This is a genomic window from Streptomyces sp. NRRL S-337 (assembly GCF_000720175.1).
Classification (GTDB): Bacteria; Actinomycetota; Actinomycetes; order Streptomycetales; family Streptomycetaceae; genus Streptomyces; species Streptomyces siderophoricus.
In genome coordinates this window covers 37,140-63,845 of the sequence record NZ_JOIX01000063.1, presented here as the reverse complement: position 1 = coordinate 63,845, position 26,706 = coordinate 37,140, and the positions used below count along the sequence as shown (strand labels likewise).

Here is a 26,706-nt window from a genome sequence, read left to right as displayed (position 1 = left end):
ACCCACCACAAACCCAGCCCGCCGCAGGCGCAACGGCGAGCGAGCCCCGCGGCGGGAGAGACGGCTACGTGCGGGGCGCCGCAAAGCGCAACGGCGAGCAACAACCGCGGCGGGACAGACAGGTACGTGGGAGGCCCCGCAAAGCGCAACCGCGAGCAACCCCCACGGCGGGACGGCCAGGTACGTGGGGAGGCGCCGCAAAGCGTTACGGCATGAGCACCGCATGCGGGTCCGTGCCCCCCGTGCGGCCCGTGCCCGCGGTGAGTTCGCGCCAGGTTTCCAAGGCCAGGCGGAAGGCGCCGGCCTGTTCGTAGCCCTCGGCGGCCAGTTTGAAGTCGGCCTCGGCGGCCTCCTCGTGGTGGTCCGCGCGGTGGGCGCGGGCCAGGTGGAGCAGACAGCGGGCCCGGTCGAGCGGTGACAGGTCACCGGCCGTGAGGTCGATCTGCGCGGCGTGGCCGGCGGCCGCCGGTCCGTCGTCGTGGCGCAGTGCCGCGGCGGTCTCCAGCACGGCCAGCCAGGTCCGGGACGAGGGGGTGCCGACCAGCGCGGTGGCCTGCCGGGCGCGGGTGAGCAGGGCGTCCGCCTCGTCCGCCGGGCCCGCCGCGAGCGCGAGCAGCGTACGGGCGCGGGCCAGCCGGAGGCGGAGCCGTACGCCGTCGGTCGTGGCGAGCAGGTCCTCGGCCTCGGTGAGGAGTTCCAGGGCCTCGTCCGGGTGCCCGGCCAGATACTGCGCACCGGCCACCGCCCACAGGGCGCCGGCCCGCAGTTCGCCGGCCGGGAGCGGTGCGGCCTCGGCGCGCAGCTCCGCGCCGAGCTGCTCGGCGCGGCTCCACTCGCCGCTGTCCACGGACGCGGACAGCAGCGCCATCCGGGCCTGGGCCCGCTCCGGGCGGCCGGGCTCCAGGTCGGCGGTGACCCGTACGGCCTCCTCGGCGAAGCGGACGCCCTCGGGGAGGCGGCCCTCGGTGCGCAGCAGCTGGGCGAGTTCGATGGCGACCCGGGCGTGCAGCACCGGCGCGGTGCGGGTGAGCGGATCGTCGAGCAGCCGGCGCAGTGCGGCCTCATGGCGGGCCGGCTCGTCCAGCCGCCCGAGGACGGTGGCCAGCTCCCAGTGGGCCTCCCAGCGCACCTCGTCCTGGTCGGCGCCGGCCTGCTCCACCACGGCCTCCAGCTGGCGGCGCGCCGCCGCCCAGTCGCCGGCCAGCTGGCTGGCGCGGGCGGCCACCAACTGGCCGACCAGGCCGAGGCGCTGGGTCAGCCGGGCGCCGGGCTCCTCGGTGGCGCTCAGCGCCTCGACGGTCGTGCCGAGCCGTTCGGCGATCGACCGGGCGATCTTGGCGCTCGGGATCCGGCGGCCGTTCTCGACCAGCGAGACGTAACTGGGCGAGAGATCGCCCCCGGCGAGGTCCCCCTGGGACAGGCCCTGCGCGCGGCGGACCTCCCGCACTCGCTTCCCGAAAGCAGGCTGCTCAATCACCAAGGAATCGCTCGCAGTTGAGTTGGGTGGACGGACAGTGACGGTGTACGGACGGCGCCGGACGGTGGAACGTGATGACGGGGAGTCTACTCACCGGACGCCCGCGCGGGGGCCCCTGTGGACGACCTTCGTACCGCCGGGGAGTCATTTTTTGTCACTTACGGAGGTCGGCATTCCTCTTGCCCGTGCGACGGGCATTGCGACAGTTCGGAGGCGTGTTCGGGCCCGTGGGGGGAGCATCGCCGGGGCCGCGACGGCGGTTGTGGACGGGGCGTGACGGGAGGCGCTTGTCACAATGGCCAGTCGAGTGCAATGACTTTACTTGACAATAAATGACAATTGGCTGACGCTGACCCTCCATGGACTACGCCCCGAGGAGGGACATATGAGCTCCGCTCCCGCATGGCCGACCGTGGCCGCCGAGCCGGAGGACCGTGTCGACGGCCGACGCGCGGCGGCCGTGCACCGGGTCCGGGACTTTCTGGTGGACAACGCCGACACCGTGCACGCGCTGCTGTGCGAGATCTCCACCCACCGCGCCGCGCGCTACGAGATCGAGTCCACCGTCGCCACCCTCGACGGGGCCCTGGACGAGGTGGCCACCCACCGGCCCGGTCGCGTCCCCCGGCTGGCCGCCTTCATGCCGTCGAACGTCATCCTCTACTCCTACGCCCTCTACCTCCTGGTCCCCGCCCTCTACACCGAGCGGCTGGTCTTCCGCCCCTCCAGCCGCGTCAAGGACCAGATGTGCCGGCTGCACGCCCTGCTCGCCGAGCAGCACCGCCTGCCCATCACCCTCAGCACCGCCAGCCAGCGCGAGTTCCTCCAGGACCACGTCGGCCCGGCCGACGTCGTCGTCTTCACCGGCGCCTACGCCAACGCCGAGCAGATCCGCGCCCGGCTCTCCCCCGGGCAGCTGTTCCTCTTCCTCGGCTCCGGCGTCAACCCGTTCGTGGTCGCCCCCGGCGCCGACGTCGAACGGGCCGCCCGCGACGCGCTCGCCATCCGCGTGCTCAACACCGGCCAGGACTGCCTGGGCCCGGACCTCTTCAGCGTCCACGAGTCGCTGCTCGACCCGTTCGTGGACGCCCTGGTCGGCGAGTTGAAGGGGCTGCGCTACGGCCCGTACACCGACCCGGACGCCGACTTCGGGCCGATCTTCTACGAGAACGCGCTGGAGGACGGCGCGCAGTTCCTCGCCCGCAACCGGGGCGGCATCGTGCACGGCGGACACGTCGACTTCCGGGCCCGCCGCCTCGACCCCACCGTCGTCGTCGGCGAGGAGGTCACCCCGCGCACCCACGTGCCGGAGTTCTTCGCCCCGATCTTCAACGTCGCCTCCTACCGCGACGAGGACGCGCTCGCCGCGACCCTGACCACCGGCACCTTCACCGAACGCGCCCTCGGCTCCAGCGTCTACGGCCACGCCCCCGCCCTCGTCCAGGCACTGCGCCGCCGCACCACCGTCACCCTGGACACCACCCTGCTGTCCATCGACGACGGCAACGCCCCCTTCGGCGGTTACGGCCGGATGGCCAACTACATCTCCGACGGCCAGGAAGTGCGCGCCGAACCCGTACTGGTCTCCAAGGCCGTCGCCGCCTACCGTCCGGGCGGTGACCGATGAGCCAGGACACCGCGGCCCACCCGTCCGCCTGGGCGGCGATCGCCGACCACCTCCACCACCTCGGCACCACCGCGGTCTTCGGGCTGCCCGGTGACGACATGGCGCCGCTCGGTGCGCTGGAAGACTCCGACGTCCGGGTGGTGCTCTGCCGCGACCAGCGCAACGCCGTCTTCATGGCGACCGGTTACGCGCTCGCCGCCGGCCGCCCCGGGGTCTGTGTGATCGGCAAGGGCCCGGCGGTGACCAATGCGCTCACCGGCCTGCTGGAGGCGCGCTCCGCCGCCGTACCGCTGATCCTCATCGCCGACGGCACCCGGCTGGACCGGGTCGGCACCGGCGCCTTCCAGGAGCTCGATCAGCTGGCCGCGGTCCGCCCGTACGTGAAATGGGCGGTCCGCGTCGACCACGCCGAGCGGCTGCCGGGCGCCCTGGAGAAGGCCGCCGCGCTCGCCGTCAACGGCACGCCCGGGCCGGTCTACGTCGAACTCGCCGAGCAGATCGCCGGCGAACCCGTCCCCCGTACCGCTGCCTGGCGGCCGGCCGTGCCCCAGCGGCCGGCCCCCGACCCCGCCGCGCTGGCCGCGACCGCGGCCCGGATCGCCGCGGCGGAACGGCCGTTGCTGCTGGTCGGCGGGGGCGCCCGGCAGCGGAACGCGGACCGCCGGATCGAACGGTTCGCCGAGCGGCTGGGCGCCGGGATCTTCACCACCGCCTCCGGCCGCGGCACCGTCGCCGAGGACCACCCGCTGCACTGCGGCGTCAGCGGCCTCTACACCGTCGCGCCCGTGGACGCCCTGTGGCGCGAGGCGGACCTGGTCGTCGCGCTGGGCAGCCGCCTGGAGGAGACGGCGACCTTCGGCTGGCCGGAGGGCGCGGACCAACTCCCCGTCGTGCAGGCCGTCCTGGGCGAGGAGAGCCTGGTCCTGGACCGTCCGGGGGCGTACGTCCTGGCGGACGTGGCGGCGACCGTGGACGGCTGGGCCGGGCTGCTCGACGGGCACCGGCCGGACGGGGCCTGGGCCGAGCGGGTCCGCTCCGTGCGGGCGGCGCTGGCGCAGCGTGCCGCGGACCGGGCCGAGGAGGCCGGCAAGCGGGCGCCGGACGGTACCGTCCCGGTCGCCCGGGTGCTGGCCGAGCTGGAGCGGGCCGTCCCCGCCGACCGGGTCCTCGTCCAGGAGAACGGCCTGCAGGACATGTGGTCGTACTTCTTCCCGCACTACGCGCTCGGTGCCGGCGGCGGTTCCGTCGTCCCCAGCGAGCAGACGCCGCTGGGCTTCGGCGCGGCGGCCGCGGTGGGCGTACGGCTGGCCGAGCCGGCCGGTCGCCCCGTGGTCGCGGTGGTGGGCGACGGCGCCTTCCACCTCTTCCGCGCCGAACTGCCGACGGTCGCGGACGCCGGCGCGGCCGTCCTCTACGTCGTCCTGGACAACGGCGGCTACGGCTGGCTGCAGTCCAACCTCGACCGGGTCTCCGGCCCGGACTCCCGCTTCGCCTTCACCCGCCCCCGGCCCACCGGCACCGACGGCCTGACCAGCGCCTACGGCCTGGGCCACCGCCGGGTGACGGACCCCGACCGGCTGCCCGAGGCGCTGGCCGCGGCCTGGCGCGAGGTCGCCGCCGGCACCACCTCCGTCGTCGAGGTGGCGGTGGCGCTGGCGGACACCCCACCGGGGATGACGGGCGCGGCGGGCGACTTCCCGGAGCGGGCGGAGGAGGAGGAAGCCTAGCCACCGGCCGGAACCCGGCACCCGGCACGTACCTGGGGGCCGCGCTGCCATCGGCGGCGCGGCCCCCGCGTGCGTATACGGGGCCTGCGGGGCAACCGGGCACCCACGGGGCGGGCATCTACGGCCGGGCGTCTACAGAGCGAGGCAGCTACGGCCGGGCATCTGTAGAGCGGGCATCTACGCCAGGCATCTACAGAGCGGGCCTCTACGCCGGGCATCTACGGCGTGCACGGCCGGAAGGGTGTGCGTGGGCCGGCCCCTTCCCCGGCCCGGGGGCAGCCGGGCGGGGCCGGTCCACGTCTTCTTCGTACGGAGGGAGCCACGCCGAGGGCGTGCACGGGGGATGCGCTCCCGTTCGTACGGATCGGTGTCAGCTCGTGGTCTTGCGGCGGAACTTGGTGACGGCCAGCGGGGCGGTGAGCGCGGTCAGGCCCACCGACCACACCACTGTCCAGAGCACCGGGCCGGCCACCGGCCCCTCGCCCAGGGCGAGGCCGCGGGCCGCGTCGGCCATGTGGGTCAGGGGGTTGACGCGGGTGAAGGCGGCCAGCCAGTCCGGCATCGTCGTGGGCGAGACGAAGATCGAGGAGGCGAACTGCAGCGGGGTCAGCACGATCACCGAGAGCCCCTGGATGGCCTGTGCGGTGCGCAGGGTCAGGCCGAGGAGCATGAAGATCCAGATCAGCGACGTGCCGAAGAGGGTGGTCAGACCGATGGCCGCGGCTATACCGGGCCAGCGGCCGGAGAAGTCGAACCCGAGCAGGGCGGCGACGATCAGCAGGACCGTGATGGCGACCAGCATCCGGCCCGTCTCCACCACGACCTTGGCCAGGAGTATCGAGGAGCGGGCGATCGGCATCGTGCGGAAGCGGTCCATCACACCGCTGCGGAAGTCGTCGTTGACGCCGGTGCCGACGGCCATGGCGATGGTCATGCCGAGGATGACCATCAGGCCCGGCACCAGGAAGGCGGTGTACTGCGCGCGGCTGCCGCCGCGGCCGATCACCCCGCCGAAGACGTAGACGAACAGCAGCGTCAGCACGATCGGCATCAGCAGGGCGTCGGTCATCGACTCCGGGTTCTGCCGGATCTGGAGGAGGTTGCGGCGGACCAGCGCGCCGGTGTGCCGGGCCGTCGCACGCAGCCCGATCCGGCCCTCGTCGAGGAGGGCGGCGGGCGCCTCGGGACGGGGCGCGGCCTGAAGGGTCGTCACGGCTGTTCCTCCGGTCAGGCCCGGCCGCGGCGTTCGTCCAGCCACTTCTGCCAGTACGAGCGGCGGTCGCTGCTGGGGTGCGCGACGATGATGTCGCCGAAGACGGCGGAGCCCTTCACGCGGATGAGCGGGGTGACGGATTCCGGACCGGAGTGCGCCCGGGTCAGATCGCGGAGGTCGCCGAAGACCGAGCTGCAGTTCATCTCCACCCGGACGCCCTCGGGGAGCAGCAGATGCACATCGCCGACGATCGCCTTGGCCTCGATGGTGAGCTCACCGGTCGGCGGTGCGGGGGAGGCGCACAGGTCGAGGGTGATGTCGCCGAGGACCGCGGTGGCCTCGATGCCGTGTTCCAGTGCGGGGCTGTGGTGGACGAGGTCACCGAAGAGGGCACGGAAGGAGCGCTGTCCGGAGCCGGTGGTCGGCGGGGCCGTGACATGGGGCAGGTCCTCGCCCACGGACGCCAACTCCTCGCGCGTCCGGGCGAGATACGCCGCCTCGGAGCGCTCGGCGAGCTCCTCAAGGGTTAACCGCCCTTCCGCGGTGGCTTCTCTGAGCCGCTCGACCATGGCCTCCCGCTCGGCGTCCGACGCCAGCACCGAGCGCGCGGACGCGGCGGGGGAGGCGGCTGCGGAGGCCACATCCTTGGTCAGGTCGGGACGATGGGGCTGGGTCATGGATGGTGCCTCCGCGGGGTCCGGCGGTGGTGGGGCGTGTGCGTGGTCATCGCACCACGTCGCGCGGGGCGCGGGCATCGCCGCGGGGTACTACATCGAAAGGTTGACCCGGGGCCCCGGCCACACAGTTCGGCGTACGCGGCGTACCCGCGGCGTACGCGCCGTACGCCGCGTCCGGGGGTCGGCGGGGTCCGCCGGGGGGAGGGCCGGCCGCGCGCGACGGTTCCGGGAGATGGGCGGACCGGTGGACGCGGACTTCCCCGGCTTTCCTGTACTCGGCGGCCGGTTTTCTGCTCCCGTAGTCACGCGGGAAATGATCTCGGTGACCCCCGGTGAAGAACGGTGAAGGAATCCGAATATCGGTCGACTTCTTCTTGACTGCTTGGTAAAGTACCCAGCACTCATTGTGACTCGGCGATTTGATCCGACCGGCCGGAGTCATCCACTGTTCGAAATCCGGAGGGTTTGTCGAATGCCTGAGCTGGCGGACACCGGGCGGCGAATCAAAGAGCTTCGGGTCAGCGCGGGAATGACACAGCACGACCTTGCCGGGTCCGAAATGTCGTCCAGCTACATCTCGCTGGTCGAGCGCGGGAAGCGCATTCCCAGTGGCCGGGCGCTCAAGATCCTCGCGGCCCGCCTCGGCGTCGGCGTGGACGAAATCTCCAGCAGCCCCCAGCCGGCCGAAAGCCCGGGCCTGGCCCGCCGGCTGGACCTGGTCGGACGATTGGTCGCGGCCCGCCGGCAATGGGAGGGCGGCGACGCCGAGGGAGCGCTCTCAGAATTCCGTGCACTGGCCTCGATGGAGCCCGCCGGCCGGCAGGACGACGTATTTACCGAGGCGCAGCTCGCCATTGCCGAAATACTGGGCTCGCTCGGCCGCGCCGACGAGGGCGCCGACGTCCTGCTGCGGATGCTGGACACCCTCGCCCCCGCGCCGTACGCCGAGGCCCGGCTGCGCGCCCTGATCGCCCTCGCCGACCTGCTGGAATCGGCCGGCCGGGTGCAGGACGGGCTGCGCTACGCCCTCACCGGCTACCTCGAATGCACCGACCGCCGGACCGCCCAGGGCCCCGGCACCGGCCCGGCCACCGGCCCCGGCACCGGTTTCCACCTGCTGCTCGTCCTCGACGTGCTCACCCGCTGCGCCTACTGGAGCGGCTGCCCGGACTGGGCCCCCGAGCCCGAGCACCCCCGCCCGCCGGCCGACGGCGTCCTCCCCGGGCCGCGCGCCACCATCGACCTGCACCGGGCCCTCGCGCTGCGCGACCGCGGTGAGTGGGAGCGCGCCACCGAGCTGCTGGGCGCCTGCGCGCGCCGGGTCACCCCGGCGGCCGGGTTTCCGCTGTGGGAGAAGGTCAACGGCCAGTACGCCCTGCTGTTGCTGCACCGCGGTGATCCGGCGGCGGCGCGCAGCATCGTCGAACGCGGGCTGGTGGTCGCCTCGGTGGCGCAGGAGCCGGAATTCCCGCTCTGGCTCACCACCGCGGACGCGGTCTGCGCGGAGGCGTCCGGCGACCGGGGCCGGCTGATCGCCCTGGGCGCGGAGCTGGCCGCGCTGCCCGAGACCGGCCGCAGCCACGAGAAGGCCGCCGCGCTCTGGGAGATCGCGGCGGCGTGCGAGCGGGTGGGGGACCGCGAGCGGGCGGCCGGGCACTACCGGCAGTCCGCCGACCTGTTCCGCCGGGCCCAGGCGTACCGGCACGCCGAGCGGGCCCAAGAACGGCTCGTCCAGCTCGCCGAAAGCCGGGACCGGCAGCCGCAAGAGCAGCGCTGAAGCGGCTCTGCACCAGCCCGCACGTAGCTCCCACGTAGCTCCCACGCAGCCCTCGCGTGGCTCTCTCGGTAGCCCTCTCCGCAGTGCCCTGAAGTGGCTCTGCGGCAGCTGTGACGTCGCTCCGAAGCAGCTCCGACATCGCTCCGAGGAGCGCGTGAGCGGCCGGTCGAAGACGTCCGGCGAGCGCGAAAGCGGGCCCCTCGCGGGCACCCGGCGAATGCGAAAGCAAACCCGGCAATCGCAGATGCGCGGCCGGCGGCCGGAAAAGCCCGGCGGACGGCCGCATCGGCACCGTAGTGGTTGAGCACAAAAGCAAGGCCGCGGTCCGCATATACATGGCTGGTGAACGGAATGTGCGGTGCGACCGGTCGCAAAAGTGGCCCGGCGGCCGCCGGACGGAAAGACGCCGCGGCGGCGCTATGGGCCCTTGGGACGCTATGCCCTTATGTCGTTATTGCGGGTAATTGACGCATTCATTTATTAGCTTTCTTTCCCAATCCGAGCAGCGCGAACAGTGCCTCCGCGCCACCCACGATCGCCAGGATGAGTCCCGCCTTGGACAGGGAGAAGATCGGCGTCTCGACTTCCTTTGTGGTCAGCCACAGGACCAGCCCGACGACCGCCAGAACAATGCCTACCGCAAAACCCTTCATCGGTTCCCTCGTCTCCTCGCCCGGTGATGGTCCCGGTCATGGCGCCCCGGCCGGTCGGCGCGGGGCGGTGCAGTCACCAGCGTCCCGTTACGGCGCAGCCTCCGGATCGTCCGCAGGTAGGCACTTTCCCGCCCGCGGTCTGTCACTTTCTATGTACGCCGGGTCCTGCCCGGGGGCCGTGGGGCGCGCGCCCCCGGATCCCGCGGGCTAGCGACCCCGCCCCCCTTCCCACCCCCTCGCACCGCCCCCATAGTCAATTTTCCTGACTCCCTCTGTCATCGCTCTGAGAGCGTTTCCGCTGGTGCGGGGCCTGATGGCGCCTCTCGACGGAGAGCCTTGACTGACCGCCCTCCGCGCAACCTGTTGACAAGCCAATGACTCAGCTGTCATGTTTCTGGTCATGAGGACGCCCCGAGCGTGACAACGGGGCAGAAAAACAGGAGGCGTTTCATGGAGTTACGCACGGATCGGCGGCGCGTCGTCGTCACCGGCTGCGGCGTGGTGTCCCCCGTGGGAAACACCACCGAAGACTTCTGGACCGCCCTCCTCGCCGGCAGCAGCGGTGTCACCACGCTCACCCGCTTCGACACCTCCGGACTTCCGGTCCGGATCGGCGGCGACCTCACCGGTTTCGACCCGGCCGGCTCCGGCTTCCTCACCCCGCAGGAGGTCCGGCGCACCGACCTCTTCACGCAGTACGCGGTGGTCGCCGCCGGCCAGGCGATGCGGGCCGCCGGCCTCGAACCCAGGGCCGACGTCGACCCGTACCGCTTCGCCGCGGTGATCGGCTCCGGCTACGGTGCCGCCCACGCCATCCAGCAGCAGTACGACGTGCTCAAGAACCAGGGCGCGCGGCGGGTCTCCCCGTACCACTCGGTCCTCACCGCCATCGACCACCCGGCCGGTCTGCTGTCCATCAAGTACGGCATCAGCGGCCCCAGTTGCGCGATCTCCGCGGCCTGCGCGACCGGCGCGGTGGCCCTCGGCGAGGCGGCCGAACTGATCCGCCACGGCCGGGCCGACGTGGTCCTGGCCGGCGGCACGGACGACTCCCTGACCGCCGCCGACCTGGCCGGTACCGCCAACGCCCGGGCGCTGTCCCGCCGCAACGACGACCCCGAAGGCGCCAGCCGGCCCTTCGACCGGGACCGCGACGGCTTCGTGATGGCCGTCGGCGCCACCGTCCTGACCCTGGAGGAGGCCGGCCACGCGGAACGTCGCGGGGCGACGATCCTCGCCGAGGTCGCCGGTTACGCCGCCACCACCGACGCCCACCACGCCACCGCCCCCGACCCGACCGGCGCCGGCGCGGTCCGCGCGATGCGCGGGGCGCTCACCGACGCGGGCCTGACCCCCGGCGACGTCGGGCAGGTCAGCGCCCACGGCACCGGCACCGTCCTCAACGACCGCATCGAAGCGGCCGCGCTGCGCGAAGTGCTCGGCCCCGACCAGCTGCGCCGTACGCCGGTCACCGCGGTCAAGAGCATGACCGGGCACATGCTCGGCGCCTCCGGGGCCGCCGAGGCCGCCGCCGCGGTGCTTTCGCTGCGGGACCGCACGATCCCGCCGATCCGCAACTGCGACCACCCCGAGGAGGACGACCTCGACCTGGTCGTCAAGGGCCCCCGGGAGTGGGACGGCGACGTGGTGCTGAGCAATTCGTTCGGCTTCGGCGGCCACAACGCCGTCCTCGTCCTGAAGCGCTACCGCACATGACCCCGTACGCGCCCCCCGGCGCCGCACCCGTGACGGCCGCACCCGCTGACCCACGAGACCACTGAAGGAGGAGACGCACCATGCAGGGACGACTGGTGACCTTGGAATGGCCCGGCGACGACGACTGGGCCGCGATCGCCTCCTGGCTGCGCCCCGGCTCGCCGGCGGCCGTGCTCAGCGGTGACTGGGAGCTGCTGGGCGCCACCGAGGTCGAGCAGGCCAACCGCTCCGGCCGGGTCCACCACCTGGTGATCCGCACCAAGGACGGCACCCGCATCGGCACCGTCAGCTACCAGCGCTCGGGCCGGATCGGCGGCTGGACCGTCGGCGGCGCGATCGGCTCGCCCGAACTGTGGCGCCGCGGCTACGGCGCGGAGGCCGTCGTCCTGCTCGTCGACTACCTCTTCCACCAGCTCGACGCCCACCGCGTGCAGGTCACCACGGCCGGCTACAACAAGGGCATCATCCGGCTGATGACCAAGACCCCGTTCGTGGTCGAGGGCATCCTGCGGGACCACTGCTACCTCGACGGCGAGTACCACGACGCGATCGTGTGGGGCCTGCTGCGCGAGGAGCACTACGCCTCGCTCAAGCCCAGCGAGGACAACCGCGTACTGGCCGTCGGGCTGGAGGACTTCGTGTCCGAGGACGACAAGGTGCAGGCCCGGGCGGTGCTCGCCGCGCACCTCGCCACGGCCGGCCGGACCGCGCTCACGCCCTACCTGGAACCGGACGCCGACACCCTCGGCACGGTCGTGCCGGCCGAGCGGGGTGTCGCATGAGAGACGGCGCCGAGAGCTTCGCCCTGGCCGACCGCACCTTCTTCGACTGGCCCGGCAACTGGGACCTGGAGGCCACCCGCTTCCCCGCCCCGCCGCTGCCCGACGGCTGGACCCGCGACGACAACGAGGCCTGGACCTTCTGCCGTCCGCCCCAGGACCGGCTCCCCGACCAGGGCTGGAAGATCCACGTCAGCGCGTCCCCCGACGACGCGCCCCGCACCATCGCCGACGTCGCCGGCTACTGCGCCCGGCACGACATCGCCTTCAAGTACCTCAAGAGCGCCAACGTCCTGCGCGCCCTGAGCCGCAAGTACGCCCAGCGCTCCTCCGCCGGCAAACTGCTGACCGTCTACCCCGCGGACGACGCCGAACTGGCCCGCACCCTCGAAGGACTGGACGCGCTCATCGGCGGCCGCCCCGGCCCGTACGTCCTGACCGACCTGCGCTTCCGCCAGGGCCCGCTGTACGTCCGCTACGGCGGCTTCCGCACCCGCTACGTGGAGGACGCCGACGGCGAGCTGGTCACGGCCTTCCGGCGCCCCGACGGGACGCTGGAACCGGACCGCCGCACCCCGGTCTTCCACACCCCCGACTGGGTCACCGTCCCCGACGTCCTCAAGGACTCGCTGGCCGCCCGGCAGGCCGTGGACGACTTCCCGTACCGGATCACCGGCGCGCTGCACTTCTCGCACGGCGGCGGCGTCTACCGCGCCGAACCGGTCGGCGAACAGGCCCTCGGCGCCGGACAGCGCAGCGTCGTCCTCAAGGAGGGCCGGCCGTACTCGGGCACCGACGGCGTCGGCCGGGACGCGATCGCCCGGCTCGCCCACGAGCACCGGATCCTGACCCGACTGGCCGGACTGCCCGGCATCCCCCGCACCTTCGGCACCTTCCAGGCCGGCGAGCACCTCTTCCTGGTCCTGGAGGACATCGAGGGGCAGGACTTCCAGTCCTGGCTCGCCGGGATCTACCCGCTGACCGTCCCCGAACCCGACGAGGCGGCGGTGGCCGCACACCGGGACCGCGCCCTGGCCCTCTTCGGCCGGATCGAGCAGCTGATCGCCTCGGTGCACGACCGCGGGGTACGCATCGGCGACCTGCACCCGGGCAACTTCATCATCCAGCCCGGCGACGTCCCCGTCCTCCTGGACTTCGAGGTGGCCGACGGGATCGACCTGGCCACCCCCAGCAGCCTCGGCGCCCCCGGCTTCCACCGGGCCGACGCCACCGGCGCGGACGGCGACCACTACGCACTGGCCGCGATCGCCCTGTGGCTCTTCCTGCCGCTCGCCGCGCTCGGCGGACTGGCCCCCGACAAGGCGTCGGCACTGCTCGACACCGCGGCCCGCCGGTTCGGCCTCCCCGGCCACCTGGTGTCCCGGCTCGCCCCCCAGCTCGCCCCGAACGACAACACCACGTCGCCGCTGCGCAGCCTGCCGGAGACCTTCCCACCCTCCGACATGCTGACCTCGATCGGCCGGGGCCTGCGCGACAGCGCCACCCCGCACCGCACCGACCGGCTCCACCCCGGCGACTTCGCGCAGTTCGCCGAGGGCGGCGCGGGCTTCGCACACGGCGCCGCCGGCGTCCTCTGGGCCCGCCACACCGCCCTCGGGGAACGCGACGAGGAGGGCGCGGCCTGGCTGCGCGCCGCCGTCGACCGGGTCCCCGCCGAACGCACCGGCTTCTACGACGGCCTGCACGGAATCGCCTACGTGCTACGGGAGTTGGGCGACCACGAAGGAGCCCTCAAGGCCCTCGACCGGGCCGCCGGCCGGCTCTCCGTACGCCACTGCCCCAGCCTCTACCGCGGCCTGTCCGGCGTCGGCCTGAACCTCCTGCACTTCGCCGACGCGCTGGACGACGACGCCCTGCGGCAGCAGGCCCTCGGCCTCGCCGACCGCGTCACGGCGCGGCTCGCCACGGCCCGTACCGAACCCGTCGAACGCAAGCGCCGGCGCGGTTCCACCCACGCCGCCGGCCTGATGTACGGCTGGTCGGGCCCCGCGCTCTTCCTGCTCCGCGCCCACCGGGCGACCGGCGATGCCGCCCTGCTCGACGAGGCGGTCCGCGCGGTCCACCGCGACCTCGACCGCTGTGGCCCCGGCCCGCAGGACACCCTCCAGGTCGACGAGGGATTCCGGCTGCTGCCCTACCTCGACAACGGCAGCGCGGGCATCGCCCTGGTGGCGGCCGAACTCCTCCGCCACCGCGACGACGCCCGACTCCGCGAGGCACTACCGGGTCTGCTCCGGGCCTGCTCCTCCGACTTCGTCATCGAGTCGGGTCTGTGGGGCGGCCGCGCCGGTCTCATCGGCACCCTCGCCACCCTCCGCGCGCGGGCCCCCTGGCCACCGGAGACCGCCGAGCGGTACCTGGGCCGCCATCTGATCAATCTCCACCAGCACGCCATGACGCTGAACGGCGCAACGGTCTTCCCCTGTGACGGCCGGGCCCGGATCTCCATGGACGTGGCCACCGGCGGAGCCGGCGTACTGCTGGCGCTCTCCGCCGCCGAACGGGACACACCACTGCTCCCGTTCCTCCCTGACCCGCGGTCCGCCGCGGCCGGTTCACCGGCCGTCCCGGAGCGCGCCCGTGGTGCCCACGGTGCCACGACCCCCACCGTCCCGACCGGGCCGGAGGGCACTGCGGACCACGGAAGGGAGGTGTCGTAAATGACCATCATGGACCTTCAGGGCCTGGAGGTGCCGGGCGAGCGTGAGGCCCAGGCGCTCGGCTCCACCGTCAGCACCGGCTGCTGAATGACGCCGACGGGCCGTGCACCGTCATTGCACGGCCCGTCGGGTCCAGGTGTCCCGCAACGGCACCTGACACGTCAGTAGCGCTGTCCACCACTCCTGCTCACCCCCCGGAGGGAGGTTCACATGTCGGTCATGGATCTTCAGGGTCTGGAGGTGCCGGGCGAGCGTGACGCCCAGGCGCTCGGCTCCACCGTCAGCGGCGGCTGCTGACACCGAGTTCGGTGTCGTCCTACGCACTGTACGCATTCGGAACGGACAACGGAAGGGAGGGGTTCGAGATGACTGTCATGGATCTTCAGGGTCTGGAGGTGCCGGGCGAGCGTGACGCCCAGGCGCTCGGCTCCACCGTCAGCACCGGCTGCTGACCCGATGCCCGGTGGTCCCGTGCTCCCGGCACGGGGCCACCGGGTGTCCCTTTTCCGCGAAGCCCAACTCCTCGGGGGGAGAGCCGAGTTGAACGACCGTACGGGCCCGGCGCCCCGCTCCCTCTGCATCATCGGCTGCGGCCCCCGCGGCACCTCACTCGTCGAGCGGATCCTCGCCAACGTCCCTGCCCTGTACGGCGACCGGCCCCTGGACCTGCACCTCGTCGACCCGTACCCGCCGGGCGCCGGCCGCACCTGGCGCACCGACCAGCCCGGCCTGCTGTGGATGAACTCCGCCGCCGAGCACGTCACCCTCTACCCCGACACGAGCGTCTCCTGCGCCGGCCCGCCGCGCCCCGGCCCCACCACCGCCGACTGGCTGACCGGCCCGCTGCACGACGGCGGTTACGCCGCCCGCCGCGACCAGGGCCGCTACCTGCGCCACTTCTTCGAGACGGTGACGGCCGGGCGACCGTCCTCGGTCCGCCTGTACGTCCACCGGGCGCGCGCGATCGACCTGCGCCGGACGCCCGTGGGCGGTGCGGCACCGGGCACCCGCCAGCACGTGGTCCTCGACTCCGCCGACCCCCCCTTCCTCGCCGACCGGGTGGTCCTCGCGCAAGGGCACCCGGACGTGCGTACCGAGCCCGCACCGCCCGGCCTGACCCGCATCGGGCCGGGCCCCGCCGACCCCGCCGCCCTGGACGCGATACCGCCCGGCGCGCCGGTCGTCGTCCGCGGCCTCGGCCTGGTCTTCATCGACTGCCTGGCCCTGCTGACGGAGGGCCGCGGCGGCCGCTTCGAGCGCACGCCGGACGGCCGGCTCCGCTACCTGGCCTCCGGCCGCGAGCCCCGCCTGTACGCGGGCTCCCGCTGCGGTGTCCCCCTCCCGCCGAAGCCGGCCCGCGCCGCCGCACCCTCCCGTCCCGCCGCGCCACGCTTCGCCACCGCCGACGCCTGCCGCGCCCGGCTGTCCCGGCCCGGCGCCACCTTCGGCCGCGACGTCTGGCCGCTGGTCCTGGCCGAGCTGGGCTGGTGCCACTACCGGGCCCTCTTCGCCGAACAGCCCGCCCGCACCCGGATGACGTGGGACGACTTCGACGCCCAGTACGCGCTCCTGCTCACCGACGCCGACCGCCTCGCCAAGCTCGCCCGCGAGGCCGTTCCGGACCCCGCCGACCGCCTCGACCTCGACCGCCTGTCCGCCCCGCTCGCCGGCCGCCGCTTCCCCGACACCGACGGCCTCCAGCGCTGGCTGCGGGCGCACCTCGCCGAGACCCACCACCACCGCACCGGCCCGGCCCGGGCCGTCACCACCGCCCTGGTGGACGGCCTCCAGCGCACCGGCGCGGTCATCGAGGACCTGTGGCGTTCCGGCGACCTGGCCGGTGATCAACTGACGGACGCGCTCAGCCGTTTCACCCTCGGCACGTACCTCAGCTCCGGCCCCCCGCCCCTGCGCGCCGAGCAACTGCTCGCCCTGGCCGAGGCGGGGGTGGTGGTGTTCGTGGGTCCCCAGATGCGGGTGGAGACCACGACGTCGGCCACGGACGACACCGTCCCGGTCTTCCGTGCCACCAGCCCCGCCGTGCCCGGCGCCGCCCACGAGGCCGCCGTCCTCCTCGACGCCCGGTTGGCGGCCCCCGCCCCGGACCGCATCGCCGACCCCCTGCTCCGCGCCCTCCTCTCCCGCGGCGAACTCACCGAGGCCCGCACCGAGGACGGCACCCCGACCGGCGAACTGCGCCTGTCCGGCCCCGACCTGCACCCGGTCGACGCCCACGGCACCACCCACCACGACCGCGTCATCGTCGGCCCGGCCCAGTTCCCCCGGCCGGGCACCGACGCGATCTTCTTCCGCCAGAACGATGCGGTGGCGCGGCGCTTGCTGGCGGATGTCTGAGCCTGAGGGCCCACGTAGCCGGCTTGGGGGATGGGAGGGGCCGGTGGGGGTGCAGGTGATCCGTCTACTGCGCGTGTACGGGGTGGGCGTCTGACGGCCATTGGGTGTCGGGGAAGGCGGCGACGTCGGAGTCGGTGTCGGGCATGAGGCGGGTGAGCATCTGCTGGGCGGTCTCCGCGTTCTCGGCGGCGCGGGGCAGCATGACGCCCTCGTAGGCGTCCAGGGCCTGGTCGAGGGTGGGGTGGCCGATGACGGCCCGGGCGAGTTCGGCGCCGTCGAGCAGGGCGAGGTTGGCGCCGACGCCGACGGGCGGCATCAGGTGGGCGGCGTCGCCGAGCAGGGTGACGCCGGGGACGCGCTGCCAGGTGTGGGGGACGGGAAGGACGAACATCGGGCGGTTGACGAAAGCGCCCTCGTTGTCGCGCAGGATGTCCAGCAGGCTCTCGTCCCAGCCCTGGTACTGGGCAAGCAGGCGGGCGCGTACGGCGTCGGCGTCGGCGAGGTCGAGGCCGGCGTGCCAGTCCTGGGGCCCGCGGAAGATGACGTAGCCGCGGACGTGCCCGTTGCTGTTGCGCTGGAGTACCAGACTGCGGCGGCCCGCCTTGGCCGACATGGTGCCGGCACCGACCAGGCGGGCGATGCCGGGATGCCGGTGGTCGACGTCGTCGAAGCGGATCTCCACCATCGTGATCCCGGCGTAGGAGGGCTGGGCGTCGGAGAGCGCGGGGCGTACCCGGGACCAGGCGCCGTCGGCGCCTATGACCAGGTCGAAGTCCTCGGTGGTGTGGTCGTGGTGGTGCAGGCGAGCGGTGCCGTCGGGCAACGGGGTGACGGCGCTGACGCAGTGCCCCCAGCGGACCGTGCCGGGGGCGAGGGAGTCCAGCAGGAGGGTGCGCAGCCGGCCGCGGTCGATCTCGGGCCTGCTCAGATCGCCCTCGCCGGCCCGGTCGTGACGTATCAGGGCCGCGTGACGGTCGTACAGGCGCCATTGCTGGCCTTCGGGCCGGGACAGCGCGAGGAACCGGTCGAACAGTCCGGCTGCGCGCAGGGCGACCTGGCCGGTCTCTTCGTGGATGTCGAGGGTGCCGCCCTGTGAGCGGGAGTGGGGGTCGTTCTCGCGCTCGAAGACCGTGACCGGCACGCCATGTCGCTGCAGGACACGTGCGCAGACGAGGCCACCGGGACCGGCGCCGATGATCGCGATGCGAGGGGTGGTGGACATGAGGATCAGGCTCCGCTTCAAGGGTCGAGAGAGCGCGGGTCGGCGCGGCAGCCCCGGCGGGACTCCCTCAACCACAAAAGCACGGCAGCTCCAAAAGTACAACTGATTCGACTTTCTACTCGATCGCCTTTGTGATCGAATCACCTCGTCTGGGGTAGGGTGGGCGCATGGCCGAGACGACGACAGGGCGCCGTGAGCGCAAGAAGGCCCGGACCAGGCAGGCCCTGGCGGATGCCGCACTGCGGCTGTTCACGGAACGCGGCTTCGACAACGTCGGCGTCCGCGAGGTGGCCGAGGCGGCCGACGTCTCGCTGAGCACGCTCTTCAAGCACTTCCCCAGCAAGGAAGCCCTCGTCTTCGACCTGGACGCGGACATCGAGAGCGCCCTGGTCGCCGCCGTCCGCGACCGGGCCCCCGGTCAGCCGGTCCTGCACGCCCTGCGCGACCACCTGGTGCAGACCCGTACGGCGCTGCGGACCGACGAACCCATGTTCGTCCTCGTCGAATCCACCCCCGCCTTGCGGGATGCCGCCCGGCGCATGTGGTCGCGCCACGAGAAGGCACTGGCCGCCACCCTCGCCGACGCCACCGGACTCCCGCCGGACGACCTCGCCATCACCGGCCTGGCCCGCTTCGCCCTCGAAATCCCCAGCCTCGCCAGCACCAGCGCCGACCCGGCCCAGGCCGTCCGCGACCTCTTCGCCCTACTGGAACAGGGCTGGGCCACGACCCCTCTGGCCGGCGGGGGAGACCACGGCGGGGGGCGGAACGGGTAACCGCCGCCAGAATCACCAGAATTACGCCTGACCGCTGACGATCCCCGCGATCTCGCTGAACGCCGCGTCCCACGGATAGGGGCGTCGCTGACCCGGCTGATTCGGTTCGAACCCGCCGGGCCCGTACAGCACCGTCACCCCGGCTCCCCGCAGTGTGACCACGGACCGCTCGAACTGCGGGTGCTGAACGTACGCCGCGTTCACACAGGGCATGGCCACCGTCGGAATCCGTTTGCCGATGCCCTCGGCCACCACCCCCACGACGAAGTGGCCGGTGAGCCCTAGCGCCCACTGATTCACCGAGTTGAACGTGGCCGGGGCGAAGAGGATGACGTCGGCCGGCGGCCATACGTCAGGCTCACCGGGGTTCTTGTACGTGGACCGTACGGGCCGACCCGTCAGCCCCTCCAGCGTGGCACGGTCGTCGGCGAGCCAGCGAGCCGCAGTCGGCGTCAGTCCCACGCACACGTCGTATCCCTCGGCGAGTGCGCGACGCACCACTGCGGGGAACTCGTGGACGGGTGGTGCTGCGGAGCCGAACAGGTACAGGACCGGGCGCGTCATGCTGGCCATCCCACCACCTAACCACCCTCGATACCTCGCTGTTCGGGGCAGAGGACGCACCCGCCCCGCGTGTGGCGGGTATGTTCCAAGGGGCTGCGAGGGACTGGAGACCAGCATGTCTTCATACGACGATGACCACACCGGCGCACGCATCAAAGAGCAGCGCAGGTTGGCCCACCTCACGCAGAAGCAACTCGCCGCGCTCCTCCCGTACTCGTACAGCCTCTTGAATCAGGTCGAGTGCGGGGCGCGGGCAGCCACGCCGGATTTCGTGGCTGCGGTGGCGAGGGTGCTCCGGATCGACGTCACCGTACTGACCGGACAGCCGTACGTGACCGAACTCCAGAAGGACCGCCTGGCCGCCCTCGTACGGCCCATCCGTGAGGCATTGGACACCTACGATCTCGGCGCCGATCCTGCCGTGCGCCCTCGGCCGACGGCACAACTCGTGGAAGCGGCCGACCTGCTGTGCCAGGCTGTGCGCGCGGCACGTCTTCGGAAGGCAGCCACCGAACTGCCGTCGCTGATCACCGAGATGACCACGGCAGCGTGGACTGCTCCCGCCACCGAGCTGTGGCAGGCGCTGGCGTCGACCTATCGAACCGCGCACGACATCTCCGTCAAGCTGGGCTACTACGACCTGTCCAGCGTGGCCCTGGACCGCATGGCCTGGGCGTCCGAGCGGGCCTCTGACCCCTGTCTGTCCGCGGTCCGCCAGTACATGAGGGCCCTGGTGTACTTCCGCGAGGGCGAGTACACGATCGGCCAACGCCTCATCCGTGCCGGCCACCGGCTGATCGACGACCTGGGAACCCGCGAGTCGATCGCCGTCGAGGGGCAACTGCACTTGGGGGCCGCCGTCATTGCCGCCCGCGCCGGAGCCCGTAATCGCGCCGTCGTGGAAGGGCACCTGGGGCAGGCATCTGTCTGCGCTGAACGGACCGGCGACGCCAGCGCCGTGCACTGGCTGTCCTTCGGCCCGACCAACGTGGAACTGCACTCGATGTCCGCGTCGGTCGAGATGCGCCTGTACGACGTCTCCCTGAGCCAAGCCCGAGAGATCAGGCTGCCGGCCGGTCTTGCCACGTCCCGGCGTGCGCACTACCTGATCGACCGGGCCCGCTCGGAGATGGAGACGGGGCGTCCAGCCGCCGCGCTGTCCAGTCTCGTTGCGGCACGGAAGACCGCCCCGGAGCAGACCAGGTACCACCCTGGTGCGCGGGAGACCATCAGTGGCCTGGTGCATCAGGCCCGCCGCACTCCGGACACGTTGGGCCACATAGCCGCCTGGATCGGCATGTAGCCGCTCACGGACCGCTGTTGACGCTCACACGACTGTGAGCGTTGGGGATTTCCGCGCGCGGCACCGTTGTCCTGTAACTGAGAGGACGGCGTGAGGGGCAGCGGCTGTGCGAACTGAGAAACGGGGCTCTGACGATGTCAATGCGTTCCCGCATGGGAGACCGATCGGCCCGGAGACGATCAGCGCGATGATCGGGCGCGCCTTGTGCCCCGGTCCGCCCCCGCCGTACGACGAGTTGGTGGTGCTGGAGCAGACGCTGCTCCACCTCATCACCGGCCTCTGGGCGGCTGCGCACGAGACCGAGCGGCGGGGCCGTGGCACCCCGGGCCGGGAGCCGCGGCGAGCCCGGCTGGAGGCGATCCGCTACCAGACCGCTGTCGGTCTCGGCGACGGGCTGATGTCCGCACAGATGCAGGTGCGTGCTCTCGCTCGCGAGTGTCAGTGGCTGCTCGACCAGTGTTCGGCGGAGGTCGGCCGATGAGCGCGGTGGCCCCGCTGGCGTTCGTCTACGACCGGTGCGCGAGTCGTGGGATGCGGGCCCGCAGTCAGTTGGAGATGCGGATCACGGGGTGTCACGCCTACGTGGACGGAATGGGCTGGGCGCTGGCGGGCGGCACGTGGATCGATCGTGGTGCCGACGCTCTGAGTTCGTACCGGCCGTGCCTGTCCGCGCTGGTGGACGCCATGCGGGCGGAGGCGGGCCGGCGCGAGGTGCTGTGTCTGGTCCACAACTGGGGTCGGCTTGCCACGGACACCACGCACCGCCTGGTGTTCCAGCGGCGCATCGTCGAGGCCGGCGGCTGGACGGTCACCACGTTCGGCGAGACGGATCGCCGGTCCCGCGCCGCCCTGACGGTCGACTGTGCAGGAGGTGGCCGGTGACCGCTGGCACGCGCTGCGGCTGCGGCAGCACGCTCGGGCTGCGGGATGTGCTCCTCGACTCGGCGTCGGGGCCGCTGAGAACGGTGACGTGTTGCGGCCGATGCGCTCCCGCAGCCGCGCTCCCCCTCCCCGAGGGCGTCGCTCGCATCCTCGCCAGGCGCGGCCATCCACCTCACTGCGGAGACACCGCTGCTCCGCCCGGAAGGGTAGACACCCACAGAGCCCGAGGCTCAACAGCTGAGCCGCAGGCTCCCCGACGAAAGGAACGCCATGGAGTGGACCCGTCCCGAGTACGCCGACCTCGTGGCCGCAATGAGGGCCGCGGAAGCTGTGGTTGAGGGCGAGGATCGGCCGCCGTTGCGGGGCTTCATCGTCGGGGAGCCGGCGTCCGACGAGGGCTGACAGCCACCCCCATCGAGGGGCAGACGGAGAACGAGAACCCGACCCGTAGGAGGAGACCGTGCTCGTATCGCACATGACGGACGACGACGGTAAGCACGGAGGCGCGCCCTCGGACAAGCCATGGACCCCTCCGCCGACCCCGCCCTCCCCCGACGGCGACCGTCCCAAGGTGGCGTGAGCCGATGACCGACCCCCAACGGGGGCACGCCGCGCTCGTTCGGTTTCTGGACGAGCGCGGTCTGTTGAGCCCGAAGTGGCGTGACGTGTGGGAGCGGACCCCGCGTGCGGCCTATCTGCCCGAGCGGCTCTGGCGGCAGGACCCCGACCGGTGCCGCCCGGTCACGACCGCCGAAGAGCGGGCCGCCCTGGTGGCGTCCGATGAACCCGTGATCACACAGGTCGACGACGGGGCGGAGGACGGCCCCGGCGTTGCCACCTCGTCCAACAGCATGCCGTCCATGGTCGCGCGGATGTTGCACCTGCTCGATGTGCACGACGGTCAGAACGTGCTGGAGATCGGCACCGCCACCGGGTACGTCGCCGCCCTGCTGTCGGCCCGGCTGGGCGATCGGTACGTCACGAGCGTGGAGATCGACGCGTCCCTGGCGGCGCAGGCCAAGCGGTTTCTGTCGGCCGCCGGGCACCGGCCGCGTCTGGTCGTCACCGATGGCGCATACGGCTGGCGGGAGGGAGCACCGTACGACCGGATCATCGTGACCTGTGCCGTGCGCCAGGTTCCGTACGAGCTGGTGACGCAGCTGCGGCGGGGTGGGGTGCTGGTGGCGCCCCGAGTGGGGGACTTCTGGTGCGGGGCTCTGGTGCGCCTCACTCGGGACGGAGACGCTGTACGCGGGCGCCCGCCTGCCGGGCGTCACTCTCGTCGAAGGGCGGGCGGGCGGCCGGCTGAGGGTGTGGGTGCAGGACGGCCGGGGATCAGGAGCCATCGCGGACGCGGACGGCACCGTCACCGAGTTCGGGAGCCGCAGTCTGTGGAGTGGTGTGGAGTCGGCCTGGCGGGAGTGGGACCAGCTGGATCGTCCCGCTGACGCCGAGATGGGGCTGACGGTCAGCAGCACCGGCGAACGGGTCTGGGTAAGGGCGCGAACCAAGGAAGTGAACCCGGCCGACCACGGGGCGGGGGCCGGATAGGGCAGGCCCCCAGCCCCCACCGGCCCCCTCCCACCCACCAACGGGAGGGGACAGACCGGAGGACGAAGTCTGGAGGGCTGTCACCGCACCCGACAACCACCCGCCCGCCGCAGGCGCCACGGCGAGCGAGCCCCGCGGCGGGAAAGCCGACAACGCACGCGGCGCCGCAAAGCGCAACGGCGAGCGAGCCCCGCGGCGGGAGAGCCAGGTACGTGGGCCGGAGGCCGGGGGCCGGGGGCTAGATGCCCTGTTGTTGCGCCAGGATTGCCGCCTGCACCCTGCTGCGGAGGTTCAGTTTCGACAGGATGCGGCTGGTGTGGGTCTTCACCGTGCCCTCGGCGAGGTTGAGGGATTCGGCGATGGCGCTGTTGGGGAGGCCGCGGGCGATGCAGGCGAGGACCTCGCGTTCGCGTTTGGTGAGGGTGTCGAGGGCCTGGGTGGTGCCGTGCGGCAGGGAGGGGCGGGCCGACGGGGGGCGGTGGGCGAATTCGGTGATCAGGCGGCGGGCGATGGCCGGAGTGAGGAAGCCCTCGCCGTGGGCGACCTCGCGTACGGCGCCGACCAGCACGGTCGGCTCGGCGTTCTTGAGGATGAAGCCGCCGGCGCCGGCGCGCAGGGCGCCGAAGATGTACTCGTCGATGTCGAAGGTGGTCAGGACGAGGACCTCGGCGAGTTGCCGTTCGACGATCCGGCGGGTGGCGGCGACGCCGTTGAGCAGGGGCATCTGGATGTCCATGAGCACCACGTCGGGGCGCAGCTCGGCGGCCATGCGGACCGCCGCCTCGCCGTCCCCGGCCTCGCCGACGACGGTGATGCCGGGGTCGGTCTGCAGGACGAGGACCAGGCCGGACCGGACGGCGGCCTGGTCGTCGGCCACCAGGACCCGGATGTGCGACGGCCGCTCGGGCGCTCCCCGCAGTTCCTCCGCTGCCACCGAATGCTCCACTAGATCCTCCACTGTCGGTCCACCTCTCGTCCTCCGGATCTCGCGTGATCGCCCCCGTTGCGGTTCGTTACGTGTTCTGGGTCAGCGGGAGCACCGCGCGGACCCGCCAGCGTCCCGGGGCGGTCCGGTCGGGGCCCGCGTCGAAGATGCCGCCGACCAGGGCGGCCCGCTCGGACATGCCGGTGAGCCCGGCGCCCGCGCCGTTGGTCAGCTGGGCCACCGGGCGCTGCCGGGTGCGTCCGTCGGGCTGGGCGCCGGGTTGGGCCAGCGGGCTGTCGACGGAGATGGTGAGCTGCTCGGCGCCGGCCTCGCAGCGGATCCGCACCCGGCCCGACGAGGCGTGCTTGAGGACGTTGGTCAGCGCCTCCTGCACGATGCGGTACGCGGTCACCTCGATCACCGACGAGACCTCGGGGAAGGTCTCGGGGAATTCGGTGTGGAGGGTCAGCGCGGCGGCGTCGGCGGCGGGGCGGGCCTGTTCGACCAGTGCGCCCAGCGCGTTGAGCTGCGGCCGGTCCCAGTCGTCGTCGACGCCCCGGTCGGAGCGGAGCAGCACCACCATCCGGCGCATTTCGGCCAGCCCCTGCACGCTGTTCTCACGGATGACGGCGAGGGCGCGGAGGACCGGGTCGTCCTCAGCGGTGTCGGCGGGCCTGGCGGTGGTGGTGGCGGTGGGACCGGCGGTGGCGGTGGGTCCGGCAGCCCCGGCCGCCGCTGCGGACCCGGCCGCCCCTGCGGACCCGGCCGCCGCAGCCGCCGCGGCCGCCCCGGCGGTCCCGGCTTCGCCGTTCTCCGCCCGTCGGGCCTCGGTCAGGGAGAGCACCGCGCTGGAGTGGATGGCGATCGCGCTGAGGTGGTTGGCCACCAGGTCGTGCAGCTCGCGGGCCATCCGGGTGCGTTCGGTCTGCAGGACGGTCTTGCGGTCCAGTTCCGCGAGCCGGTTGATCTGCGCGGCGCGCTCCCGCTCGGCGTCGGCGCGCTCCTTGTGGTTGCGTATCAGGATGCCGGTCCATACGGGAGAGATGAGCAGCATCGCGACGATGACGCCGGTGGTCACGCCCTCCGAACGGTCGCTGAGCGCGATCAGGGTGATGGTGGTGGCGACGGTGACCGCGACCGTCCCGAACTGCAGCACCCGGCACAGCCAGGGCGCGCCGTACAGCGCCGCCGCGTAGAGCAGGTCGGTGTAGACCAGGACCGGGCCGAGACCGCCGCTCGACGTCATTTCCACGAGGACGGTGACGGTGCCGACCGAGACCGCGGCCGTCGGCAGGGTGCTGCGGAAGGCGCTCGCGGTGCACAGCACCACCACCGGCAGGACGGCCTGCCAGACGGGGATGTCGCCCATGACCCGGGACCCGCCCAGGACGTAGAGAATCAGACAGGCGGCGAAGAAGCCCACGGCCAGCCTGAGGTCACGGAGCGGCAGGGGAGGGCGGCGCGCGTTCGTACCTCTGAAAAGACGTAACCACACACGAGGACAGTACTTCCGGGCGTTGCCCGTTCTCTTGGCCCTGGCGCCCGAATTTGGGTCGGTCTCCCGTACATCGAAGTATGTAGCCGGACATCAGCAGGAGGGATGACTCGAAGGATCCGGAGGATCTGCAAACCTTGGGCTGTCTGTATCGATCGATGTAGGTGGAATAGGGGGAGACTCCAGCTGTTTGACCGGCTGCCACTCACCCAGGGCAGTCTTGGCACCGCTCACCAGTGGAGGACGGAAAGTACGTGGAAACGAACGCCGCTCTTCTCGAACTCTGTCCGGGACACCTTGACCAGGATGCCCCGGGCCGCCCGCACCACCCCGCCCGGCCCCGCCTGGCGCCCCTCGCCCCCGTCCCCATATTCATCGTCCCGATCGGCGAGGACGGCCCCTCCCCGTCGTCCCCGTCCTCCTCGCACCCCTCTCCCTCCCTGTCGTACCTGCCTTCCTCCCCCTCCTCCGCCGGTTCGCCCGCCGCCCTCCGCGGCTCGGGCAGCGCGCTGTCCCCGGACAGCTGCCTGGGGCTCAACGGCCATTCCGCGGCCACCCTCGACGACGCCTCCCGCCGCTGGCTGCTGGCCGGTCTGCCCGCCCGGGTGAGCACGGCGATGGCCGAGGCCACCTACTGGGAGCTGTACGGAACCCGCGGCCTGCTGGTCGTGGCCTGCGGGGCGGACGCCCGGCAGATGGGCTTCTCGGTGGAGTCGGTGCGGCGCGGGAGTCCGCCGCCGCACACCCCGTACGAGGTGCTGACCGCCCGGGAGCTGCGCGCCGCGGACCGTTTCCCGGAGGCCGAGCGGGAGCGGATGATCACCCGCTTCTGGGTCCGCAAGGACGCCGCCATGCAGGCCGCCGGCGGGGGGCTGTCCGTCGCTCCGGAACGCATCGAGGCGGGCTTCCCGGCAGATCACGGCACGGTCACCGTGCCCGGCCCCTATGGCGGTGACGTTCCGGTTTCGGTACGGAACTTCACCTTCTCCCCCTCGTACGAGTTCGCGGTGGCCACCCCGGAACCGCTACCGCTCGCCCCTTCCTTCGCCTATTCGGTCAGCTGAATGCCCGTTCCCACATCCGGGCCGAATCCGGCCGGTGTGGAATTCCGCCACTGGCCGGAATTCGGGCCATAACGCGGGCGGGCACGGGCGACGGCACCGGTAAGGGACCACTACGGCACCGGTACCGGACGGGCAATGGACCACCCGGGTGAAACTCGCGCATGTCGCACCCGCCGGACATGCCGAAAAGCATATTGCCGGGTTACTTGGTGCGTGCCCACCGGTCGTGGCGAGTACCGCGT

25 protein-coding genes are annotated in these 26,706 nt (G+C 72.5%); 17 read left to right on the top strand and 8 right to left on the bottom strand.

Going from position 1 to position 26,706, the window contains the following annotated elements; genetic code table 11:
* Nucleotides 1–205 precede the first annotated feature (205 nt).
* Nucleotides 206–1,477, bottom strand: coding sequence for a helix-turn-helix domain-containing protein (locus IG62_RS49690; RefSeq protein WP_267887928.1), 1,272 nt, complete (start codon nucleotides 1,475–1,477; stop codon nucleotides 206–208).
* 385 nt (nucleotides 1,478–1,862) lie between these two features.
* Between IG62_RS49690 and IG62_RS0131295 the strand changes: the two genes are divergently transcribed.
* Together IG62_RS0131295 and IG62_RS0131290 are read left to right on the top strand one after the other, a co-directional pair.
* Nucleotides 1,863–3,104: an aldehyde dehydrogenase family protein gene (locus IG62_RS0131295; RefSeq protein ID WP_051798847.1), complete on the top strand. Its 1,242-nt coding sequence runs from the start codon at nucleotides 1,863–1,865 to the stop codon at nucleotides 3,102–3,104.
* Entirely contained in the window at nucleotides 3,101–4,831 is a 1,731-nt protein-coding gene (locus IG62_RS0131290; RefSeq protein WP_030810952.1) for a thiamine pyrophosphate-binding protein, read from the top strand. The genes IG62_RS0131295 and IG62_RS0131290 overlap by 4 nt, the downstream gene beginning before the upstream one ends.
* 370 nt (nucleotides 4,832–5,201) lie before the next feature.
* On the opposite strand, the gene IG62_RS0131285 is transcribed toward IG62_RS0131290, so the two are convergent.
* On the bottom strand, nucleotides 5,202–6,044 hold the full coding sequence (locus tag IG62_RS0131285; protein WP_030810949.1) for an ABC transporter permease: 843 nt from the start codon (nucleotides 6,042–6,044) through the stop codon (nucleotides 5,202–5,204).
* Nucleotides 6,045–6,058: 14 nt separating this feature from the next.
* Complete coding sequence (locus IG62_RS0131280; RefSeq protein ID WP_051798845.1) at nucleotides 6,059–6,721, bottom strand: DUF1707 SHOCT-like domain-containing protein; 663 nt, start codon at nucleotides 6,719–6,721, stop codon at nucleotides 6,059–6,061.
* A gap of 472 nt (nucleotides 6,722–7,193) precedes the next feature.
* On the opposite strand from IG62_RS0131280, the gene IG62_RS0131275 reads away from it, so the two are divergent.
* On the top strand, nucleotides 7,194–8,498 hold the full coding sequence (locus IG62_RS0131275) for a helix-turn-helix domain-containing protein (RefSeq protein WP_078872352.1): 1,305 nt from the start codon (nucleotides 7,194–7,196) through the stop codon (nucleotides 8,496–8,498).
* 473 nt (nucleotides 8,499–8,971) lie between these two features.
* On the opposite strand, the gene IG62_RS0131270 is transcribed toward IG62_RS0131275, so the two are convergent.
* Entirely contained in the window at nucleotides 8,972–9,151 is a 180-nt protein-coding gene (locus tag IG62_RS0131270; protein ID WP_030810939.1) for a DUF5708 family protein, read from the bottom strand.
* Nucleotides 9,152–9,601: 450 nt separating this feature from the next.
* Here IG62_RS0131270 and IG62_RS0131265 point away from each other — a divergent pair, with 450 nt between their 5' ends.
* From IG62_RS0131265 to IG62_RS0131235, 7 genes are all read left to right on the top strand, one after another.
* Entirely contained in the window at nucleotides 9,602–10,867 is a 1,266-nt protein-coding gene (locus IG62_RS0131265) for a beta-ketoacyl-[acyl-carrier-protein] synthase family protein (protein ID WP_030810936.1), read from the top strand.
* An 80-nt stretch (nucleotides 10,868–10,947) separates the two neighbouring features.
* The gene (locus IG62_RS42520) at nucleotides 10,948–11,649 is read left to right on the top strand and encodes a GNAT family N-acetyltransferase (protein WP_051798843.1); all 702 of its coding nucleotides are present in this window, start codon (nucleotides 10,948–10,950) and stop codon (nucleotides 11,647–11,649) included.
* A complete protein-coding gene (gene lanKC, locus IG62_RS0131255) occupies nucleotides 11,646–14,327 on the top strand; it encodes a class III lanthionine synthetase LanKC (RefSeq protein WP_051798841.1) in 2,682 nt (893 codons plus the stop codon). The genes IG62_RS42520 and lanKC overlap by 4 nt, the downstream gene beginning before the upstream one ends.
* The gene (locus IG62_RS50310; protein WP_199812551.1) at nucleotides 14,328–14,414 is read left to right on the top strand and encodes a class III lanthipeptide; all 87 of its coding nucleotides are present in this window, start codon (nucleotides 14,328–14,330) and stop codon (nucleotides 14,412–14,414) included. It abuts the gene before it with no gap.
* A gap of 123 nt (nucleotides 14,415–14,537) precedes the next feature.
* Nucleotides 14,538–14,624: a class III lanthipeptide gene (locus IG62_RS50305; RefSeq protein ID WP_199812550.1), complete on the top strand. Its 87-nt coding sequence runs from the start codon at nucleotides 14,538–14,540 to the stop codon at nucleotides 14,622–14,624.
* Nucleotides 14,625–14,635: 11 nt separating this feature from the next.
* On the top strand, nucleotides 14,636–14,779 hold the full coding sequence (locus IG62_RS47470; protein WP_158795149.1) for a class III lanthipeptide: 144 nt from the start codon (nucleotides 14,636–14,638) through the stop codon (nucleotides 14,777–14,779).
* Between the two features lie 88 nt (nucleotides 14,780–14,867).
* Entirely contained in the window at nucleotides 14,868–16,682 is a 1,815-nt protein-coding gene (locus IG62_RS0131235; protein WP_030810930.1) for an FAD/NAD(P)-binding protein, read from the top strand.
* Between the two features lie 64 nt (nucleotides 16,683–16,746).
* Here the strand turns inward: IG62_RS0131235 and IG62_RS0131230 are convergent, their stop codons facing one another.
* Complete coding sequence (locus IG62_RS0131230) at nucleotides 16,747–17,904, bottom strand: FAD-dependent oxidoreductase (protein ID WP_037839740.1); 1,158 nt, start codon at nucleotides 17,902–17,904, stop codon at nucleotides 16,747–16,749.
* A gap of 167 nt (nucleotides 17,905–18,071) precedes the next feature.
* Here IG62_RS0131230 and IG62_RS0131225 point away from each other — a divergent pair, with 167 nt between their 5' ends.
* Nucleotides 18,072–18,680, top strand: coding sequence for a TetR/AcrR family transcriptional regulator (locus tag IG62_RS0131225; RefSeq protein WP_030810924.1), 609 nt, complete (start codon nucleotides 18,072–18,074; stop codon nucleotides 18,678–18,680).
* A 21-nt stretch (nucleotides 18,681–18,701) separates the two neighbouring features.
* Here the strand turns inward: IG62_RS0131225 and IG62_RS0131220 are convergent, their stop codons facing one another.
* Nucleotides 18,702–19,244 carry a flavoprotein gene (locus IG62_RS0131220; RefSeq protein WP_030810921.1) on the bottom strand — a complete coding sequence of 181 codons (543 nt, stop codon included), beginning with the start codon at nucleotides 19,242–19,244 and terminating at the stop codon, nucleotides 18,702–18,704.
* Nucleotides 19,245–19,359: 115 nt separating this feature from the next.
* Here IG62_RS0131220 and IG62_RS0131215 point away from each other — a divergent pair, with 115 nt between their 5' ends.
* The 5 genes from IG62_RS0131215 (at nucleotide 19,360) to IG62_RS42515 (ending at nucleotide 22,877) form a co-directional block, all read left to right on the top strand.
* Nucleotides 19,360–20,547, top strand: coding sequence for a helix-turn-helix domain-containing protein (locus tag IG62_RS0131215; RefSeq protein ID WP_030810918.1), 1,188 nt, complete (start codon nucleotides 19,360–19,362; stop codon nucleotides 20,545–20,547).
* A 187-nt stretch (nucleotides 20,548–20,734) separates the two neighbouring features.
* Nucleotides 20,735–21,028, top strand: coding sequence for a DUF6415 family natural product biosynthesis protein (locus tag IG62_RS0131210; protein WP_030810915.1), 294 nt, complete (start codon nucleotides 20,735–20,737; stop codon nucleotides 21,026–21,028).
* Nucleotides 21,025–21,429 carry a hypothetical protein gene (locus IG62_RS0131205; RefSeq protein ID WP_030810912.1) on the top strand — a complete coding sequence of 135 codons (405 nt, stop codon included), beginning with the start codon at nucleotides 21,025–21,027 and terminating at the stop codon, nucleotides 21,427–21,429. The genes IG62_RS0131210 and IG62_RS0131205 overlap by 4 nt, the downstream gene beginning before the upstream one ends.
* A 270-nt stretch (nucleotides 21,430–21,699) precedes the next feature.
* Nucleotides 21,700–21,831: a hypothetical protein gene (locus tag IG62_RS49685; RefSeq protein WP_267887927.1), complete on the top strand. Its 132-nt coding sequence runs from the start codon at nucleotides 21,700–21,702 to the stop codon at nucleotides 21,829–21,831.
* 182 nt (nucleotides 21,832–22,013) lie between these two features.
* On the top strand, nucleotides 22,014–22,877 hold the full coding sequence (locus IG62_RS42515) for a methyltransferase domain-containing protein (RefSeq protein ID WP_051798838.1): 864 nt from the start codon (nucleotides 22,014–22,016) through the stop codon (nucleotides 22,875–22,877).
* A 341-nt stretch (nucleotides 22,878–23,218) separates the two neighbouring features.
* Here IG62_RS42515 and IG62_RS0131190 read toward each other — a convergent pair whose 3' ends face one another.
* Both IG62_RS0131190 and IG62_RS43485 read right to left on the bottom strand, forming a co-directional pair.
* Nucleotides 23,219–23,914, bottom strand: a complete 696-nt coding sequence (locus IG62_RS0131190) for a response regulator (RefSeq protein WP_234326817.1) — start codon at nucleotides 23,912–23,914, stop codon at nucleotides 23,219–23,221.
* A gap of 79 nt (nucleotides 23,915–23,993) precedes the next feature.
* A complete protein-coding gene (locus IG62_RS43485; protein ID WP_051798833.1) occupies nucleotides 23,994–25,328 on the bottom strand; it encodes a sensor histidine kinase in 1,335 nt (444 codons plus the stop codon).
* A gap of 326 nt (nucleotides 25,329–25,654) precedes the next feature.
* Between IG62_RS43485 and IG62_RS0131175 the strand changes: the two genes are divergently transcribed.
* Complete coding sequence (locus tag IG62_RS0131175) at nucleotides 25,655–26,464, top strand: 4-phosphopantetheinyl transferase family protein (RefSeq protein WP_030810906.1); 810 nt, start codon at nucleotides 25,655–25,657, stop codon at nucleotides 26,462–26,464.
* Nucleotides 26,465–26,706: the final 242 nt, after the last annotated feature.